The 16,194-nt window shown below is 71.3% G+C and carries 21 protein-coding genes and 1 tRNA gene; 5 read left to right on the forward strand and 17 right to left on the reverse strand.

All coding sequences use genetic code 11. The features are described from left to right. The first annotated feature begins 27 nt into the window (after positions 1-27). The 3 genes from OG985_RS24165 (at position 28) to OG985_RS24175 (ending at position 2,073) form a co-directional block, all read left to right on the forward strand. Positions 28-744, forward strand: a complete 717-nt coding sequence (locus OG985_RS24165; protein ID WP_371670426.1) for an ANTAR domain-containing protein — start codon at positions 28-30, stop codon at positions 742-744. 71 nt (positions 745-815) lie between these two features. Then, positions 816-1,529 (forward strand): GAF and ANTAR domain-containing protein, encoded by a 714-nt coding sequence (locus OG985_RS24170; protein ID WP_371670427.1) that lies wholly within the window; start codon positions 816-818, stop codon positions 1,527-1,529. A 115-nt stretch (positions 1,530-1,644) separates the two neighbouring features. Next, a complete protein-coding gene (locus tag OG985_RS24175) occupies positions 1,645-2,073 on the forward strand; it encodes a hypothetical protein (RefSeq protein ID WP_371670428.1) in 429 nt (142 codons plus the stop codon). A 50-nt stretch (positions 2,074-2,123) separates the two neighbouring features. Here the strand turns inward: OG985_RS24175 and OG985_RS24180 are convergent, their stop codons facing one another. From OG985_RS24180 to OG985_RS24190, 3 genes are all read right to left on the reverse strand, one after another. After that, the gene (locus OG985_RS24180) at positions 2,124-2,945 is read right to left on the reverse strand and encodes a YceI family protein (protein ID WP_371674480.1); all 822 of its coding nucleotides are present in this window, start codon (positions 2,943-2,945) and stop codon (positions 2,124-2,126) included. A 108-nt stretch (positions 2,946-3,053) separates the two neighbouring features. Beyond that, entirely contained in the window at positions 3,054-5,609 is a 2,556-nt protein-coding gene (locus OG985_RS24185; RefSeq protein ID WP_371670429.1) for an MFS transporter, read from the reverse strand. A 21-nt stretch (positions 5,610-5,630) separates the two neighbouring features. Next, positions 5,631-6,152: a MarR family winged helix-turn-helix transcriptional regulator gene (locus OG985_RS24190; RefSeq protein ID WP_371670430.1), complete on the reverse strand. Its 522-nt coding sequence runs from the start codon at positions 6,150-6,152 to the stop codon at positions 5,631-5,633. Positions 6,153-6,347: 195 nt separating this feature from the next. Between OG985_RS24190 and OG985_RS24195 the strand changes: the two genes are divergently transcribed. After that, positions 6,348-6,545: a hypothetical protein gene (locus OG985_RS24195; RefSeq protein WP_371670431.1), complete on the forward strand. Its 198-nt coding sequence runs from the start codon at positions 6,348-6,350 to the stop codon at positions 6,543-6,545. Between the two features lie 9 nt (positions 6,546-6,554). Here the strand turns inward: OG985_RS24195 and OG985_RS24200 are convergent, their stop codons facing one another. The 9 genes from OG985_RS24200 to OG985_RS24240 form a co-directional block, all read right to left on the reverse strand. Beyond that, entirely contained in the window at positions 6,555-7,298 is a 744-nt protein-coding gene (locus OG985_RS24200; protein ID WP_371670432.1) for a hypothetical protein, read from the reverse strand. Between the two features lie 143 nt (positions 7,299-7,441). After that, positions 7,442-8,350, reverse strand: a complete 909-nt coding sequence (locus OG985_RS24205; RefSeq protein ID WP_371670433.1) for an RNA polymerase sigma factor SigF — start codon at positions 8,348-8,350, stop codon at positions 7,442-7,444. Between the two features lie 268 nt (positions 8,351-8,618). Next, positions 8,619-9,572, reverse strand: a complete 954-nt coding sequence (locus tag OG985_RS24210) for an RNA polymerase sigma factor SigF (protein ID WP_371674481.1) — start codon at positions 9,570-9,572, stop codon at positions 8,619-8,621. Between the two features lie 323 nt (positions 9,573-9,895). After that, positions 9,896-10,189 (reverse strand): Dabb family protein, encoded by a 294-nt coding sequence (locus tag OG985_RS24215; RefSeq protein WP_371670434.1) that lies wholly within the window; start codon positions 10,187-10,189, stop codon positions 9,896-9,898. A 43-nt stretch (positions 10,190-10,232) separates the two neighbouring features. Then, positions 10,233-10,412 (reverse strand): hypothetical protein, encoded by a 180-nt coding sequence (locus OG985_RS24220; protein ID WP_371670435.1) that lies wholly within the window; start codon positions 10,410-10,412, stop codon positions 10,233-10,235. Positions 10,413-10,544: 132 nt separating this feature from the next. Continuing rightward, positions 10,545-10,629: transfer RNA gene (locus OG985_RS24225), tRNA-Ser, on the reverse strand. Positions 10,630-10,694: 65 nt separating this feature from the next. Further along, positions 10,695-11,177, reverse strand: a complete 483-nt coding sequence (locus tag OG985_RS24230) for a nucleoside deaminase (protein WP_371670436.1) — start codon at positions 11,175-11,177, stop codon at positions 10,695-10,697. A gap of 77 nt (positions 11,178-11,254) precedes the next feature. After that, positions 11,255-11,806, reverse strand: a complete 552-nt coding sequence (locus OG985_RS24235; RefSeq protein WP_371670437.1) for a hypothetical protein — start codon at positions 11,804-11,806, stop codon at positions 11,255-11,257. A 239-nt stretch (positions 11,807-12,045) separates the two neighbouring features. Continuing rightward, the gene (locus OG985_RS24240) at positions 12,046-12,231 is read right to left on the reverse strand and encodes a hypothetical protein (protein WP_371670438.1); all 186 of its coding nucleotides are present in this window, start codon (positions 12,229-12,231) and stop codon (positions 12,046-12,048) included. Positions 12,232-12,361: 130 nt separating this feature from the next. On the opposite strand from OG985_RS24240, the gene upp reads away from it, so the two are divergent. Then, positions 12,362-12,997, forward strand: a complete 636-nt coding sequence (gene upp, locus OG985_RS24245) for a uracil phosphoribosyltransferase (RefSeq protein ID WP_371670439.1) — start codon at positions 12,362-12,364, stop codon at positions 12,995-12,997. Between the two features lie 34 nt (positions 12,998-13,031). Here upp and OG985_RS24250 read toward each other — a convergent pair whose 3' ends face one another. The 5 genes from OG985_RS24250 to OG985_RS24270 all read right to left on the reverse strand — a co-directional run bounded on the left by OG985_RS24250 (position 13,032) and on the right by OG985_RS24270 (position 15,982). Beyond that, positions 13,032-13,673 (reverse strand): LytR C-terminal domain-containing protein, encoded by a 642-nt coding sequence (locus tag OG985_RS24250; protein WP_371670440.1) that lies wholly within the window; start codon positions 13,671-13,673, stop codon positions 13,032-13,034. A 202-nt stretch (positions 13,674-13,875) separates the two neighbouring features. Beyond that, the gene (locus tag OG985_RS24255) at positions 13,876-14,172 is read right to left on the reverse strand and encodes a type II toxin-antitoxin system VapB family antitoxin (protein ID WP_003999914.1); all 297 of its coding nucleotides are present in this window, start codon (positions 14,170-14,172) and stop codon (positions 13,876-13,878) included. Positions 14,173-14,413: 241 nt separating this feature from the next. Continuing rightward, positions 14,414-14,536, reverse strand: coding sequence for a hypothetical protein (locus tag OG985_RS24260; RefSeq protein WP_371670441.1), 123 nt, complete (start codon positions 14,534-14,536; stop codon positions 14,414-14,416). A 549-nt stretch (positions 14,537-15,085) separates the two neighbouring features. Next, complete coding sequence (locus OG985_RS24265; protein WP_371670442.1) at positions 15,086-15,244, reverse strand: hypothetical protein; 159 nt, start codon at positions 15,242-15,244, stop codon at positions 15,086-15,088. A gap of 153 nt (positions 15,245-15,397) precedes the next feature. Then, complete coding sequence (locus tag OG985_RS24270) at positions 15,398-15,982, reverse strand: HhH-GPD-type base excision DNA repair protein (protein ID WP_371670443.1); 585 nt, start codon at positions 15,980-15,982, stop codon at positions 15,398-15,400. Positions 15,983-16,194: the final 212 nt, after the last annotated feature.

The raw sequence follows: 16,194 nt of genomic DNA on the forward strand, positions 1-16,194 counted from the left end.
TCCTGCGCATGGCTGTTTTGGCCGTGCATGCCGAAGAGGTTCGTGGTGGTTTCGCCTGATTTTCCTGATTTGCCCCGCTTCCCGGTGGGTTTCGAGCTGGCCGAAGCACTGACGGTCGCGGCCCGCCAACTGCACGAGACAGCCACTCCGCACAGCACCCTGCGCACGGCGGTCCGCCTCGCCGTGCACATCCTGCCCGGCGCCGAACACGCCGGCATCTCCGAGATCGAGCGACCCCATCACCGCCGCACCATCGCCTGGACCGACGAGGTCGTGCGCTCGGCGGAGGCCAAGACCACGGGCCGGGAACACCGGCTGTGGACCACGCCCGTGCTGCGGGTCGAGGACAGCGAGGCCGGCTCCGCCGACACCGCCCTGGCCGACGCAGGACTGCGCTCGGCCCTGGCGCTGCGCCTGCGCGCCGACCGCCGCCGCCTGACCGTGCTCACGGCGTACGCGCGCAAGCCGAACGTCTTCGACGAGGCCGCCACCCGGATCGGCCGGCTCTTCACCGCACACGTCAGCCTCGCCCTGGAGTCGGCGACCACGCGCGAGCAGTTGACGGAGGCCATGCGCACCCGGGACCTGATCGGCCAGGCCACCGGAATACTCATGGAACGCCTGGACATCGACGCGGCCGAGGCCTTCGACAGCCTGGTCCGGGCCTCGCAGCGGGAGAACGTCAAGCTGCGCGACATCGCCCGCCGCATCGTCGACACGAACAAACATGACAACGACGCATGAACAACGACGCATGAACAACGACACAGAACGGGACGGGCGTGTACCGGCCGGTCCGGGATATCCGTACCGTCATGAGTTCTGAGACGCGCGAGACCCTGGACGAGGCCATGGCCCGCAGCAGTGGACTCGACACACTGCTGCGCGATCTGACCGACCGTGCCGTGCAGGACGTGCCCGGGGCCGTCGCGTGCAGCATCACGGTGCGCCGCGCCGACCGGCTGCTGACCCTGGCGGGCAGCCGCGGTCTGCCGAACGGCCTCGACCAGCGTCAGTACGAGAACGGCTCCGGGCCCTGCGTGGACGCGGCCGAGACCAGGACCGAGCAGTACTCCCCCGACCTGGCCGAGGAGACCCGCTGGTCCGCCTATCCGGCGTACGCGCTGTCCACCGGCGTCCGCTGTGTGCTGGCGGTGCCGCTCGACGTCGAGGGCGAGACGGGCGCCGCGATCAATCTGTACGCCGTCGAGCCGGGAGCGCTGGAGGCGGGACGGGACGCGGCCCGTACGTTCGCCGCCCGGGCGACCGACACGGTCAACACGGCGCTGCGGGTCGAGCGCCGCCGGGAGTCCGCCGCCGACGTGCGCACCGCGCTGCTCTCACGCAGCGTCATCGACCAGGCGATCGGCATCCTCATGGCGCAGGAGCGGGTCGACGCGAGTATCGCCCTCGAACGCCTGCGCCGCGCCTCGCAGGACCGGAACGTCAAACTCCGCGACCTGTGCGGCGACCTGGTGGCCCGGGCGGCCCGGGTGAGCCGCGACGGACGGCCGCCGTCGCGCCGGTGAAGCGCGTGAGCGGTGCGCGGCGGGTGTGACGGGCCGGCGAGGGTCACCGGGTGCGGCGGCGGAATGGGCCGTGAACCGGGCGGAGTCCGGGCCCTTGCCCCTACTGTTGACGGGTATGAGCGCAGAGCGCATCGACCCCGAGGACCAGTGGCCGCTGCCGCCCGCCTGGATGTGGGACTGCGCCGAATGCGTCCGCAGGTACGAGGCGATGAAGCATGTGCAGGCCGTCATAGCCGGGCTGACCGCGGAGGATCCCGGCGTCGACTGGGACGTCACGGACAGCATCGTCGGCACGCAGATCAGCCTGGCCCGTCATCTGGCCGACGAGCACCGCCGGTCGCTGCCCGACTGGGAGCCCGGCTGCGAGACCTGCGCCCACCACCGGGCGAGCCTGGCCGAGGGGGAGCGGACACCGGAGCCGCGGACGGGGGAAGCCGAGTCGCGGACGGAGGAGCCCGACTCGCGGACGGGGGCGATCATGGCCGCCGAGGAGCACCGGGCCCGCCACCTCTTCGCACCGCCGCGCGTCGTCGGCCTCATGTAGGACCGGCCCGGCCGGCCTGTGCTGCCTGTCCTGGGCCCCCCGCCCTCCCGTCACGCCTGCGGCAGTGAATCCCCCTGCACCGCCTGGATGTCCAGCTCCACCTTCAGGGTCGTTCCGATGGCCGCGACGCCCGCCTGGAGCACCTGGTTGTAGTTCATCGCGAAGTCCTCGCGGCGCAGTTCGGCCGTCGCCCGGAGCGCCGCCCGCGTCCCGCCCCACGGGTCTGACCCGGTGCCGAGGTAGGCGAGGTCGAGGGCGACCGGTCGGACCACCCCGCGCATGCCCAGCTCGCCGTGCACCGTCCAGCGGTCGGCGCCGGCCGCCGTCAGGCCGGTCGAGCGGTAGGTGATCTCGGGGTGCCTGTCGACGTCGAGGAAGTCCGCGGACTTCAGGTGGGTGTCGCGCATCCCGTTGCCGGTGTCGATGGACGCGGCCCGGATCACCGCCTCCACACGGGACTTGGTCACGTCGTCCGGGGCGATCTCGACCGACCCCGCGAAGTCCGTGAACCGTCCGTGCACGCTGGAGATGCCCAGGTGCTGGGCCACCGCGCCCACGCTGGAGTGCGCGGGGTCGACGGTCCACGGTCCGGGCGGCGGCAGTTCGGCCCCGCCCTGCCGGGCCAGCGTCACCGTCCCGACCTCGGCCCGCCCGCTCGCGGTGACGATCGCGCTCGAGGCGGTCGGCGCGTACCCGACGGCCGTGACGATGACGGTGTACGCCCCCGGAGCGAGCGCGGTCGCGTCCCGTACGGCCCCGTCGCCGTCGGCCTCGGCGCGCACGACCTGCGAACCGGTCCCGTCGGTCAGCGTGACGACCGCGTGCGACACGGCCCATCCGTCCCGCGTGCGGATCCTCGCGGTCAGTCCCATCCCGTTCTTCTCCCTGCGAATCATGACAAATTGGTCGCGACAATGCGGCCCGTGACAGCGGGCGCGGCTCCGCCGGGAGCGCGCCCGCCGCCACGGGCCGGGGTCGTCCTACTCGCCGGGGTGGGCGAGTCGAATGTCGTGGCCGTCGGTCCCGCGGCCGTTGACGGTCAGTGCCGTGGCCACCGGCGGGTAGCCCGTCGCGATGACGGTGTACTCGCCGCTGTCCAGGTCGGTGAAGGCGTACGCGCCGTCCGTGCCGGTGGTGGCCGTGCCGACCACGTTGCCCGCCGCGTCCACCAGCGTCACCCGGGCGTCGGCGAGGGGGCCGTGCGGCGCCCGCACGACACCCTGGAGCTGGGCGCCGGCGTCGAGGTCGACCTCGATCCGGGTGACCCCGGTGCCGCCCACCTCGACGGGCAGGGCGCGCGGCCGGTACCCGGCGGCGTTCACCGCGACGGTCACCGCACCCGGCACCAGCTCGGTGAAGCCGAACTCGCCCTGCTCACCGGTGGTCCCGGTGGCCAGCAGGTCGCCGCGCACATCGGTCACGATGACCATGGCGTCCTTCACGGGCACCCCGGACTCCGCGGCGCGCACCAGACCGTTCAGTCCGCTGGTGCCGCTGAGCAGGATGTCGTACGCCACCGGCTCGCCGTTCACGACGACGGTGGACGCCTGCGGCTGGAACCGGTCGGCGGAGGCGATCAGGACGTACGAACCGGTGCCCGGCGCGTCCACCGCGTAGGAGCCGTCGGCCTGCGCGACCGACCGGCCCAACTGCCGTCCCCCGAGCGAGATCAGCGTGACGGCGGCCTGCGGGACGGGCGCGCTCTCGGCGCCGCGGACGAAGCCGCTGACCGGGACGCCGGCGCGGCCGGCCTGGCTCCCGTCGCCGCCGAAGGACGCTTCCGCGACGGCGACCGTGGCGACGGACGCGAACTCCCGCGTGCCCTCGGGGCCGGTTCCGGTCTCGCCGGTGTCGGCCCACGCCGGGGTCCTCGCCGCGATCGGCGCCGAGGGCTCGGCGGTGGCCGCGGGCACGGTCGCCGGAGCGGTGTCGGTGCCGGCGTCTGCTGCGGCCGCCTGGGCCAGCGCGCCGCTGGTCCGCAGCGGGACCTCCTTGATGAACAGGGTGATGAGGAAGGCGAGCAGGGCCAGGCCGCCGGCGATCAGGAAGACGTCCGCGATGCCGTGGCCGTACGCGCTCTCCATGACGGTGCGCAGCGGCGCGGGCAGCTTGTCCATGTCCGGGATCGAGTCGGAGCTGGAACCCGAGGCCATGGAGGCGTACTTGGGGCCGAGACCGGCGATGCCGTCCTGGGCGTAGTCGGTGATGCGGTGGGCCATGACGGCACCCAGCGCGGAGACGCCGACCGCACCACCGAGGGAACGGAAGAACGTGACCGTGGAGCTGGCCGAGCCGAGGTCGGCCGGGGCCACCTGGTTCTGCGTGGACAGCACCAGGTTCTGCATCATCATGCCGATGCCCAGGCCCAGCAGGGCCATGAAGACCGCCATCTTCCAGTAGTCCGTGTCGTACCGGACGGTGCCCAGCAGGCCCAGGCCCGCCGTCACCAGCACGCCGCCGCTGACCAGCCAGACCTTCCACTTGCCGGTCCGGGTGATGAACTGCCCGGAGACGGTGGAGGAGATGAACAGTCCGCCGATCATCGGGATCGTCATGACACCCGACATGGTCGGCGACTTGTCCCGGGCCAGCTGGAAGAACTGGCTGAAGAAGACGGTGCCGGTGAACATCGCGACGCCCACGAAGAGCGAGGCGAGCGAGGACAGGGTGATGGTGCGGTTGCGGAACAGCCGCAGCGGGATGATCGGTTCGCTGGCCCTGGACTCGACCAGCACGAACAACAGGCCGAGCGCGACCGAGCCGCCGACCATCGCGTACGTCTGCCACGAGACCCAGTCGTACTTGTCACCGGCGAAGGTGACCCACAGCAGCAGCAGGGAGACCGCGGCGGAGATGAAGAACGCGCCGCCCCAGTCGACCTTCACGTCCCGCTTCACGACGGGCAGGTGCAGGGTCTTCTGCAGCACGATCAGCGCGATGACCGCGAACGGCACACCGACGTAGAAGCACCAGCGCCAGCCGAGCCACGAGGTGTCGGTGATGACACCGCCGAGCAGCGGGCCACCGACGGTGGCGATGGCGAAGGTGGCGCCGAGGTAACCGGAGTAGCGCCCGCGCTCACGCGGGGAGATCATCGCGGCCATCACGATCTGCGCGAGGGCGGACAGACCGCCGACGCCGATGCCCTGGACGACACGGCAGGCGATCAGCATGCCGGGGTTCTGCGACAGACCCGCGGCGGCCGATCCCAGCACGTAGACGACGAGGGCTATCTGGACGAGAGCCTTCTTGCTGTACAGGTCGGAGAGCTTGCCCCACAGGGGCGTGGTCGCCGTCATGGCGAGCAGGGAGGCGGTGACCACCCAGGTGTAGGCGGACTGGCCGCCGCCGAGGTCGCCGATGATCTCGGGAAGCGCGTTGGTGACGATCGTGGACGACAGGATCGCCACGAACATGCCGAGCAGCAGCCCGGAGAGCGCCTCCATGATCTGCCGGTGCGTCATCTGGACGCCGTCGGGGGAGCCTCCCCCGTGCTTGGCGTGAGCCCGCACACCGGCTGGTGTGGTCGTTGCCATGGACTTCCTTCTCTTCAGTGCTTATGCGGGTGTACGGGTGGTCTGTTCGAGTACGGGCGGCTCTGTGGGCCGGTGTACGGGTGCCCCGGGTGTTCCGGGTGTCACCGATGAGGGACGGCAGTCGTCGAAGCTGGCCCGCAGCCGTGCCATGAGCCGGGTGAGCTGGCCGACCTCGTCGTCGCTCCAGTCGCTCAGGCGCTCGGCGAGTATCCGCGTGGTGCGCAGGGACAGTTCGTCCACCTGCGTCAGACCCGCGGGCGTCAGGCGCAGGATGCGCGAGCGCTTGTCCGCCGGGTCGGGGGAGCGCTCGATCCAGCCCCGCTCGGCGACGTGCGCGACATGCCGGCTGGTCACCGACATGTCCACGGCGAGCAGCTCCGCGAGCTTGCTCATGCGCATGTCCCCGTGGCGGGCGAGCAGGGTCAGTACGGCGGCGGATCCGCTCGGGCAGTCGCCCGGCAGTATCCGCCCCATCTCCCGCTTCACGGCGCCGAAGGCGCTGAACTGACGGATCAGCTCCTCGTATCGCGTCTGCTCGCCCATCGCACCTCCCGTATTCGTTGCTTAGGGCAACCATAGAGGAGGTTGGTTGCTACAGGCAAATAAAACGGCGGAGGGTTGGTATAAAAACTTGGCAAAGGCAAGTATTACGAACATAAATGTGCTGGTGGGGAGAGGTGGTGCAGGGGCGGTGCCCCCACTTGGGTCGTCCCCGCAGATTCGCTAGTGTCTCGGTGCATGGCTAACACGCAGGGCCCCCAGGGCAACCACGACCCCGCCGGCAACACCCAGATGTTCCGCGCGTTCGTCGACGAGGCCCCTCAGGGCCGGCAGCAGCAGGCGGCGGCTCCCGCCGGTCCCCGTATCGGCGTGATCCTCGCGGTGGTCGCCGCCGTGGTCGTCGTCGCGGCGGTGGCCTGGCTCGCCCTCAAGTAGGACCAGCCGCTACTTCCACCGGACGGAGACGTCCCGGGTCTCGATGTGCATGCCCAGCGGGACCCTCCAGGCGTCGACACAGACCGTCCAGGTGCGCTCCTTCCGTGCGCCGGCCCCGATCGGCGCCGGAAGGTCCTCGGTGGACTCGACGGTCGCCCAGTCGATGCCGAGCGCCCCGATGACATGCGTCCCGAAGGACACCGTCCCCGAACGCACCGCGCTCTGACCGCTGTTGCGGAACACCACGGTCACCTGCTCGCACCACCGCTTGTCCGTCGGCTCGCGCACGGGGTCCTGCCAGCTCAGCACGGCGGGACCGCCCGGCGCGGGAGAAGGCGTGGTCGTCGGCCCGGGCGGTGTGGCGGGCCCGGAAGAGGTCGTGGACGACGGGTCCGGCGGTGAACTCGCCGCGGCAGGGCCGGACTCGGCACCGCCTTCGCCACCGGTACGGACGTCGGCGTGGTCCGCGCCGGAGTTCCCGCCACCCTCGGCCGCGCGTCCGGTCGTCCCGGCGGACGCCTCGCCCGGCTCCCCGCCCCGACTGCCGTCGCCGGCGGGGGAGTCACCGGGTCCCCTCGTGCCGGTCCCGTCGAGCGGCACCAGCGTCACGTCTCCCGTCGGCGTCACCGCCGTACCGGAAACCCGGGGTGGTCCGCCTGCGGCCCCGGTGGCGACGTACCCGCCGCCACCGCCGCCCCCGCACGCCGCGAGAGCCCCGCCCAGACAGACGACGGCCGCCGACGCGCCGATCACGACGCCTCGACGGCCATGTGTCCATGTCGTCCCTGTCACCCGTGCCGCACAGGTCGCCCTGATCGCCCTGGTTGCTCGAAGCATCGCGCCATGGTGGCTGACGCTCCGTCAAATAGGAAGACGCGGGCGGTCCTTGTGCGGGCTCAGTCGGAGATGAGCCCCTCCCGCAGCTGCGCCAGCGTCCGGGTGAGCAGCCGGGAGACGTGCATCTGCGAGATGCCGACCTCCTCGCCGATCTGCGACTGGGTCATGTTGGCGAAGAAGCGCAGCATGATGATCTGCCGTTCCCGGGGCGGGAGTTTGGCCAGCAGCGGCTTCAGGGACTCCCGGTACTCGACACCCTCCAGCGCGGTGTCCTCGTAGCCGAGGCGGTCGGCCAGGGAGCCTTCGCCGCCGTCGTCCTCGGGGGCCGGTGAGTCCAGCGAGGACGCGGTGTAGGCGTTGCCGACCGCGAGGCCGTCGACGACGTCCTCCTCGGACACGCCGAGAACGACGGCGAGTTCCGCCACGGTCGGCGAGCGGTCGAGCTTCTGGGCGAGTTCGTCGCTGGCCTTCGTCAGCGCCAGCCGCAGCTCCTGGAGCCGGCGCGGGACGCGCACCGACCACGAGGTGTCGCGGAAGAACCGCTTGATCTCGCCGACGACGGTCGGCATCGCGAACGTCGGGAACTCCACGCCGCGTTCGCAGTCGAAGCGGTCGATCGCCTTGATCAGGCCGATGGTGCCGACCTGGACGATGTCCTCCATCGGCTCGTTGCGGGAGCGGAAGCGGGCGGCCGCGTAGCGCACCAGCGGGAGGTTGAGCTCGATCAGCGTGTCCCGGACGTACGCGCGCTCGGGGCTGTTCTCGTCCAGTGCGGCGAGCCGCAGGAAAAGGGAGCGGGACAGGGTGCGGGTGTCGATGGCTCCCGAGGTCGGAAGCGCCGGAGCCGGAGCCGGAGCCGGAGCCGGGGCCGGCGGAGCCTGGAGGACCACAACATCGTCGACGAGCGTGGGCGCAACCTCGCTCTTCGTGAGCGTGAGCACCTTCGAGCTGCCCTGATCTGCGGACATGCCACCCCCTTTGGGTCGCGGGACGGTCGCGGCGGACGCTCCCGTCTGAGGAACGCAGCCTTCACCTGAATACCGGAGCCGGAGCCACGGCAAACGCGCTTCCGGCAGAATGTCACATGTCGGCAACACGCTGTAGTGACATGTCGACATGTGAGATGCGAATACGCCCTGGATAAAGGCGGTCTGACGGTTTATCAACGCGAAAACGCCGGGATCCACGCTGGTGAGCGATTCGCTCTCACCGGTGACATCTCGCTCGTGCTTGCGGTTACGCCTCGATCCGGTTCGCGGAGCGCAGTCGCTGGAAGCTACGCGCGAGTAGGCGTGAGACATGCATCTGGGAGACGCCGAGTTCCGCACTGATCTGCGACTGGGTGAGATTGCTGTAGTAGCGCAGAAGGAGAATTCTCTGTTCGCGTTCCGGGAGCTGCACCAGGAGATGACGGACCAGATCCCGGTGCTCCACGCCGTCCAGTGCCGGGTCCTCGTAGCCGAGCCGGTCCAGCAGCCCCGGCAGCCCGTCGCCCTCCTGCGCCGCCTCCAGGGAGGTGGCGTGGTACGACCGCCCGGCCTCGATGCAGGACAGCACCTCCTCCTCCGTGATGCGCAGCCGCTCGGCGATCTCGGACGTCGTCGGAGTGCGCCCGAACGCCGTCGTCAGGTCTTCGGTCGCGCCGTTGACCTGCACCCACAGCTCGTGCAGCCGGCGCGGTACGTGGACCGTGCGGACGTTGTCGCGGAAGTACCGCTTGATCTCGCCGACCACCGTCGGCATCGCGAACGTCGGGAACTGCACGCCCCGCTCCGGGTCGAAGCGGTCGATGGCGTTGATGAGTCCGATGGTGCCGACCTGGACGACGTCCTCCATCGGCTCGTTGCGGGAGCGGAAACGGGCGGCCGCGTAGCGCACCAGGGGGAGGTTGGCCTCGATGAGCGCCCCGCGGACCCGGTCGTGCTCCGGGCTGCCCGGACGGAGCTCCTTGAGCTGGCCGAAGAGCACCTGGGTGAGGGCCCGGGTGTCGGCGCCGCGACTGCGCTGCGGAGCGGCGGCCGGGGCGTCTTGGACGGCCGGGGCGGCGTCCTGGGGGTCCTGGGTGGCCTGGGTGTCCTGAGTGCTCTGGGCGTCCTGGGTGGCCTGTGCGGCCGAGGTGTCCGCGGCGTCGGCGGCGTCCGGTGAGGCGGGCAGGGACCCGGTGTCGGCGGCGTCCGGCGGGGCGGGCACGGACGCGGCTTCGGATACGACGGGGATCGCTGGGGCGGTTGAGGCGGCTGGGGCCACTGTGGCGGTCGGGGTGGCGGGGGCGGCCGTCGCGGCGGGAATGGCCGGTGAGGCTTCCTGGGGCGGCGCGGTACTGGCCGACACGGTCAACGCCACCTCTTCATCGGTCATCCATCGGTCAACTCATCCGTCAAAAGCGGTCATAGCATCACAAGACATGTGCACTGTAGGCAAGCACCCCATAACGCCGTGTTGAAGGCAAGTTGAGCCGTAGGGCGCAGAAAAGCCCCCCGCCGTTCCGGCGGAGGGCTTCGAAGTGGGGGCGTTCAGAACGCGTAGTCCGCGATCACCCACGTGGCGAACTCCCGCCACAGCGCGACGCCGGCCTGGTGTGCCGGATGCTCCAGATACCGCTGGAGCGCGTCCGTGTCCTCGACCGCCGAGTTGATCGCGAAGTCGTACGCGATGGGCCGGTCGGTGATGTTCCAGTCGCACTCCCAGAAGCGCAGCTCCTCGATCCGGTCGCCGAGGCCCCGGAAGGCCTTGACGCCCTCCACGACGCGCGGGTCGTCGCGCCCGACGCCCTCGTCGAGCTTGAAGAGGACCAGGTGGCGGATCATGTGCACTCTCCCGGGCGGGTGCGAAGGGGCCGCGTCGGCCGCGTCAGTTCTTGGCTCCGTCGGCGATCCACGACATGAAGTCACCGACCGCCTTGGCGGCGTCCGATATGCCCTCGAAGCCTATCTGGACGTAGTCGGCGGCCTTGGCCGGATCCGTGATGATCACATACAGCACGAAGACCACGACCACATAGACGGCGATCTTCTTCGAATTCACCGCCACCGCGGCCTCCCCTGTGACTGTTGTGCCTCGTGGGTCCCCTGTTGACCGGCGGCGAGTGTAACCTCACACACTTCGCCGGGATCGTTCAGGACTGCACAAAGGGCCCCGTCTGTCGACGGGGCCCTTCTCAAGCGGTAGCGGAGGGATTTGAACCCTCGGTGACTTGCGCCACACTCGCTTTCGAGGCGAGCTCCTTCGGCCGCTCGGACACGCTACCGAGGGAGACCTTACAGCAAGGCGGGGCATGGTTTGAAATCCGTTTCGCGCCCCGACGTCGGGGGATCAGCGGGCGCGGAAGAAGTCCGTGAGCAGCCGCGCGCAGTCCTCGGCGAGTACGCCCTCGATCACTTCGGGGCGGTGGTTGAGCCGTCGGTCGCGTACGACGTCCCAGAGGGAACCGGCCGCGCCGGCCTTCTCGTCGCGGGCGCCGTAGACGACCCGGTCCACCCGGGACTGGACCAGGGCGCCCGCGCACATCGTGCATGGCTCCAGGGTCACCACGAGCGTGCAGCCGGGCAGCCGCCACCCGCCTGCTCCCGGCCGCGGGCCGGCCCGGGCGGAGGCGGTTCGCGCCGACTCGCTCAGGGCGGCGGCGCCCCGCCGGAGGGCGAGGACCTCCGCGTGGGCCGTCGGATCGCCGGTGACCTCGCGTTCGTTGTGCGCGGCCGCCAGCACGGTCCTGCCGTCCGGGGCCAGCAGGACGGCGCCGACGGGGACGTCCCCGCCGTGGCCCGCCTGCTCGGCCTCGGCCAGGGCGAGCAGCATCGCGGCCCGCCAGCGGTCGCGTACCGGGTCCGGACTCGCGCCCGGACCCGGTGGCGGGCCCTCGCGGTTCGCCCCGGTCAGCGGACGGTCTCCAGGACCTCCGCGGCGCCCAGGGCCTCGGCGATGTGACTCAGCGCCTCCTCGGCGTCCATGGCGCGCAGTTCCTTCTCGCCGACGCCCAGGTCGTCGAGGATCTCGCTGTCGCCGACGGGGCTGTGCGGCACCGCGTCGGCGGAGGTGCCGCTGTCGGCGTCCTCGTCCTCGTCGTCCGTGTCGTTGTCGGGTTCACCGTCCTCCGTACCGTCGAGGTCGAGGGAGTCCAGGTCGACGACGCCGTCGTCGCCGGGATCCCTTCCGAGAAGTTCGTCCGTGAGCAGGATCTCGCCGTACGAGCTGCGAGCGGCGGCAGCGGCGTCCGAGACGTAGATGCGAGGGTCGTCCTCGCCATCGATCCGGACGACGCCGAACCAGGCGTCCTCCTGCTCGATGAGTACCAGCACCGTGTCGTCCTCCGGGGAGGCTTCACGGGCCAGTTCGGCCAGATCCGACAGGCTCTCCACATTGTCGAGCTCCGTGTCGCTCGCTTCCCACCCGTCTTCGGTGCGCGCGAGCAGTGCGGCGAAGTACACCGTGACTCTCCCACTGGTCCTAGGCGTGCCGGTTGGGGGTCCCCCCGGCGGAGGTCGCGGGCGGGAGAGCTGTGCTCCGAGCCCCACCCACTCGAAATCGTGGCAGAAACAAGGCGTTCAGGGGACGTCTTCCGCTCCCTGTGTCCGCTCGTTTTGATCGTCCACGAGCGGGATCGTACGCGGCCCCCCGGGCGGCACACGCACTCGGCCGCCCTCGGAGGGGCGTGAAAGCCCTCCGGTCACCAGCGGAAGGTGCGCATACGCATGGCGTGGCGCAGCCGCGCGATCTTGGCGCGGCGGGGCTGCACGCGGTCCCGCAGTTCGCGGGCCTCGGTCAGCTCCCGCAGGAAGCGGGCCCGGCGCCGCCTGCGCTCGGAGTCGGTCTCCTCCCGTGAAGTGTCCTCGCGGGACTCTCGGTCAGCCATCGGCACACCACCCCAGTCGTAACCTCCCGTTTTCCCTCCGACGAGGGGTTTGATGCCCGCCAGCGGGCGCGCGGGCCTGCTGATCCGCTCGGGGGCGCCGCCCCCATCGGGCACGGCTACTGTTGTGGCCATGCGTCTCCACGTCGTCGACCACCCTCTGGTCGCCCACAAGCTCACCACGCTGCGCGACCGGCGCACCGACTCCGCGACCTTCCGGCGGCTCGCCGACGAACTGGTCACCCTGCTCGCCTACGAGGCCACGCGGGACGTGCGCACCGAACAGGTCGACATCGTGACCCCCGTCGCCCCGACCACCGGCGTCAAGCTGTCCCACCCCCGCCCGCTGGTGGTGCCGATCCTGCGGGCCGGTCTCGGCATGCTCGACGGCATGATGCGCCTGCTGCCGACCGCCGAGGTGGGCTTCCTGGGCATGGTCCGCAACGAGAAGACGCTCGAGGCCTCCACGTACGCGACGCGCATGCCGGAGGACCTCTCCGGGCGTCAGGTGTACGTCCTCGACCCGATGCTCGCCACCGGCGGCACCCTGGTCGTGGCGATCCGGGAGCTGATCAAGCGCGGCGCCGACGACGTGACCGCCGTGGTGCTGCTCGCCGCCCCCGAGGGCGTCGAGATCATGGAGCGCGAGCTGGCGGGCACCCCGGTGACGGTCGTGACGGCCTCGGTCGACGAGCGGCTCAACGAGCACGGCTACATCGTGCCGGGCCTGGGCGACGCCGGAGACCGCCTGTACGGCGCGGCCGAGTAGCCCCCGGCCCCGAACGCGATCGTCCTACGGCTGCTCAGCAGCTCTTCTTCGAAACGGCGGGCGTCGGCCCGGGTGCGGTCAGCTTGGCCAGCGCCTTGTCGGCGGCCGCCTTCTTCGTCAGCGCCTTGAAGCCGGTGCCGAGGACCAGGTCGATCGTCCGGTCCTTGCGGGCGGCGTCGGTGCGGCGCTCGGCGGTGCCCAGCTGGGTGGCGAGCACCGGCAGCGAGGTGTGCAGGGAGGACGCCGGGCCGAGCAGCACTCCGGTGCCCTTGACCTTCTTGTCGAACTCCTTGGTCGCGTTGCCCACTTCGCCGATCTTGAAGCCGCGCTTCTTGAGCTCGTCCGCGGTCTGCTTGGCGAGCCCGCCGCGCGGCGTGGCGTTGAAGACGTTCACGGTGATCTGCCCCGGCTTCGGCAGTGCGGCTCCCGTACCCGGTGAGGCGCTCGCCTTGGTGGCGCAGGCCGACCGGACACCGGCCGCCGCGGCGCGCTTGCCGCCGCCGGTGAAGACGTCGATGAGCTGCAGGGTGCCCCAGCCGACCAGGCCGAGCGCGGCGATGGAGGCGATCACCGCGAGCGCGAGCCTGCCGCGCCGCCGGGGCCGTCGCATCCGCGGGTACTTGTCCCCCGTGATCCGGTACTGGCCGCCCATGCCAGGGGGAGTCAGCATGCTCATGGGCGCAGCGTAGTGCGACTCGGCGGTGATTCCTACTAGATGATCATTCGACGTCGCTCAGGAGAACCCGAAAGGGTCAACAGCCCGGCTCACCTGGGCGAGCGAGGGCGGGCATGCGGAAGGGCGGCGCCTCGGAGACGTATCGGGGCGCCGTGGGCGAAGACCGCGGACAAGAGGGGTCGGTCGGTCCGGCTCGAGGACGTCAGTCCAGCTCGAGGACGCGGGCGTGCAGGACCTGGCGCTGCTGGAGTGCCGCGCGGACGGCGCGGTGGAGGCCGTCCTCCAGGTACAGGTCGCCCTGCCACTTCACGACGTGCGCGAACAGGTCGCCGTAGAACGTGGAGTCCTCGGCGAGCAGGGTTTCCAGGTCGAGCTGGCCCTTGGTCGTCACGAGCTGATCGAGGCGGACCGGGCGCGGCGCGACGTCCGCCCACTGCCGGGTGCTTTCCCGGCCGTGGTCGGGGTACGGCCGGCCGTTTCCGATGCGCTTGAAGATCACACGGAAAGCCTACCGGCCAAGACCGTCCGGGCGCAGCCATGGCGGTGGAGAGCGAGGCCGGAAAATGCCTACGAACCGGTGTGAAAGGTAACAGGGGCCCGAGATGACTGACAGCGAAACCGTGCCGTCGGTCACCACTCCCGAGGTGCCCGGAGCGCTCCCGCCCCGCCCGCGGAGGCCCCTTCGGATCGCCGCCTCCGTACCGGGCGGCGGAGACGGTGGGTCCGTCTCCGCCGACGGGTCAGCGGTCCTCTTCCTGCGGCGGCTGCTGCGGCTTGGCCTCCTTCAGCTGCGGTTTCGGTGTGCTGCGGGCGGCCTCAGCGCGCAGCAGGGCGCGCAGGACCGCGTACGGGTCTGTGGGCATGACGGATTTCCTCGCGTCGTCGGTGTGTCTCGTGCGGGCTGACCGGCCTGGGAAGCCGGGACTGTCAGCAGCGCAGGACCACGCAAACGCAGGGGGTTCGGCGCGTACGGCGGCCGCTCGGGCGCGGCCGGCGGCCGGCTCCGCGCCATGCCGGGCGCCGGGCGGGGTAGCGGCGCGGGGCGCACGGGTGCGACGGGTCGGTGGGCGGCGCGGGCCGGTGGCCGCAGGGCGGTGTCGAGACCGTCGTGCTCGCTCGTCTCACCGGAGGCCACGGCGGTCGCCGGCGCCGCGTGCGCCCCGGTGTGGGCGCCCGGCACGAGCAGGACGAGCAGCAACACGAGCGCCCGCAGCCCTGCACGGCTGCGCGGGAGGCTTCGTACGGTGCTCATGGGGCTCATCTCCCCGGCGGACCTACGGTGTTCATCGCGTCCGCGGTGAGATCCGCCCGCACGGCGTACCCCGGGCACCGCGGTTGACGGCGCGCCCGGGGTTGACGGTGCGGGGCGGGTGCTGCGGGGCCCGGCGTCGGCCGGGTGGCGCCCGCGGCGTTCACCGAGCGCGGGCGGGGCCTGCGGGCGGCCCGACCCGGGCGGGCAGCCTGGTGACGATCTCGACGACGACACCGCCGACCACAACCAGCCGGGCGATCCCGCGGTCGTCACGGTCCCGGCCCCGGGAGAGCCGCTCGGTGGCCCGGGCAGGGTCCATGCTCGCGCCGCCCGCGCCGCTCGCGCCGCCCGCGCCGTCTGGGCGGCCCGCGCCGTCTGGGCGGCCCGCGCCGTCTGGGCGGCCCCGGCCCGGACCAGGGCAGGCCGGACCGGGGTGGGCCGTGCCGGACCGGGCAGGGCCCGCCGGCTGGCGTTACTTCTTCGCGGCCTTCGCCGCCGCCTTCATCTCCTGCTTGTGCGCCCGCACCTTGGTCAGCGACTCGGGCCCGGTGATGTCGGCGACGGACCGGAAGGACCGCGGCTCGCCGTAGGCGCCCGCGGCCTCCCGCCAGCCCTTCGGCCGTGCGCCGAGCTGCTTGCCCAGCAGCGCCAGGAAGATCTGTGCCTTCTGCTTGCCGAACCCGGGCAGCTCCTCGAGCCGGCGCAGCTGCTCGCGCCCGTCGTCGACGCCCTTCCAGACGAGTTCGGCGTTCCCGTCGTAGTGCTCGACGAGGTACTGGCACAGCTGCTGGATCCGCTTGGCCATGGAGCCCGGGTAGCGGTGCACGGCGGGCTTCTCGGAGAGCAGTGAGGCGAAGGCGTCGGGGTCGTACGCGGCGATCTCGTGCGCGTCCAGGTCGTCGGCGCCCAGCCGCCCGGCGATGGTCGCCGGCCCCTTGAACGCCCACTCCATCGGAACCTGCTGGTCCAGCAGCATGCCGACGAGCGCGGCGAGCGGAGAGCGTCCGAGGAGCGCGTCGGCCTCGGGGTCCTGGGCGAGGTGAAGTGTGACGTCCATGCGTCGATGATCCCGCGCGCGGGGCCCGGTCGCGCGCCGGTGTGCGGTGCGTTTGCCGGTACGCCCCTGCGCGTGCACCGGCTCCGCACGGGTCGCGTACGCTGTCGTCGAAGTTAGGCAAGCCTAACTAAAACGGAAGCCGTAGAGGCGTGAACAGGCCAGAAGGCTTGAACAAGGCCAGAACGCCCGAAGCAGACCGCAAGGCTTGCGGA

Source organism: Streptomyces sp. NBC_00289, assembly GCF_041435115.1.
Classification (GTDB): Bacteria; Actinomycetota; Actinomycetes; order Streptomycetales; family Streptomycetaceae; genus Streptomyces.

Coding starts and splice junctions, on each gene's coding strand:
- OG985_RS24215 (WP_371670434.1), bottom strand. CDS start 10,189: ATGATCCGCCACCTGGTCCTCTTCAAGCTCGACGAGGGCGTCGGGCGC.
- OG985_RS24165 (WP_371670426.1), top strand. CDS start 28: ATGCCGAAGAGGTTCGTGGTGGTTTCGCCTGATTTTCCTGATTTGCCC.
- OG985_RS24175 (WP_371670428.1), top strand. CDS start 1,645: ATGAGCGCAGAGCGCATCGACCCCGAGGACCAGTGGCCGCTGCCGCCC.
- OG985_RS24180 (WP_371674480.1), bottom strand. CDS start 2,945: ATGGGACTGACCGCGAGGATCCGCACGCGGGACGGATGGGCCGTGTCG.
- OG985_RS24260 (WP_371670441.1), bottom strand. CDS start 14,536: ATGCCCACAGACCCGTACGCGGTCCTGCGCGCCCTGCTGCGCGCTGAG.
- OG985_RS24205 (WP_371670433.1), bottom strand. CDS start 8,350: ATGTCCGCAGATCAGGGCAGCTCGAAGGTGCTCACGCTCACGAAGAGC.
- OG985_RS24270 (WP_371670443.1), bottom strand. CDS start 15,982: ATGGACGTCACACTTCACCTCGCCCAGGACCCCGAGGCCGACGCGCTC.
- OG985_RS24170 (WP_371670427.1), top strand. CDS start 816: ATGAGTTCTGAGACGCGCGAGACCCTGGACGAGGCCATGGCCCGCAGC.
- OG985_RS24265 (WP_371670442.1), bottom strand. CDS start 15,244: ATGGACCCTGCCCGGGCCACCGAGCGGCTCTCCCGGGGCCGGGACCGT.
- OG985_RS24185 (WP_371670429.1), bottom strand. CDS start 5,609: ATGGCAACGACCACACCAGCCGGTGTGCGGGCTCACGCCAAGCACGGG.
- OG985_RS24190 (WP_371670430.1), bottom strand. CDS start 6,152: ATGGGCGAGCAGACGCGATACGAGGAGCTGATCCGTCAGTTCAGCGCC.
- upp (WP_371670439.1), top strand. CDS start 12,362: ATGCGTCTCCACGTCGTCGACCACCCTCTGGTCGCCCACAAGCTCACC.
- OG985_RS24240 (WP_371670438.1), bottom strand. CDS start 12,231: ATGGCTGACCGAGAGTCCCGCGAGGACACTTCACGGGAGGAGACCGAC.
- OG985_RS24195 (WP_371670431.1), top strand. CDS start 6,348: ATGGCTAACACGCAGGGCCCCCAGGGCAACCACGACCCCGCCGGCAAC.
- OG985_RS24230 (WP_371670436.1), bottom strand. CDS start 11,177: ATGCTGCTCGCCCTGGCCGAGGCCGAGCAGGCGGGCCACGGCGGGGAC.
- OG985_RS24250 (WP_371670440.1), bottom strand. CDS start 13,673: ATGAGCATGCTGACTCCCCCTGGCATGGGCGGCCAGTACCGGATCACG.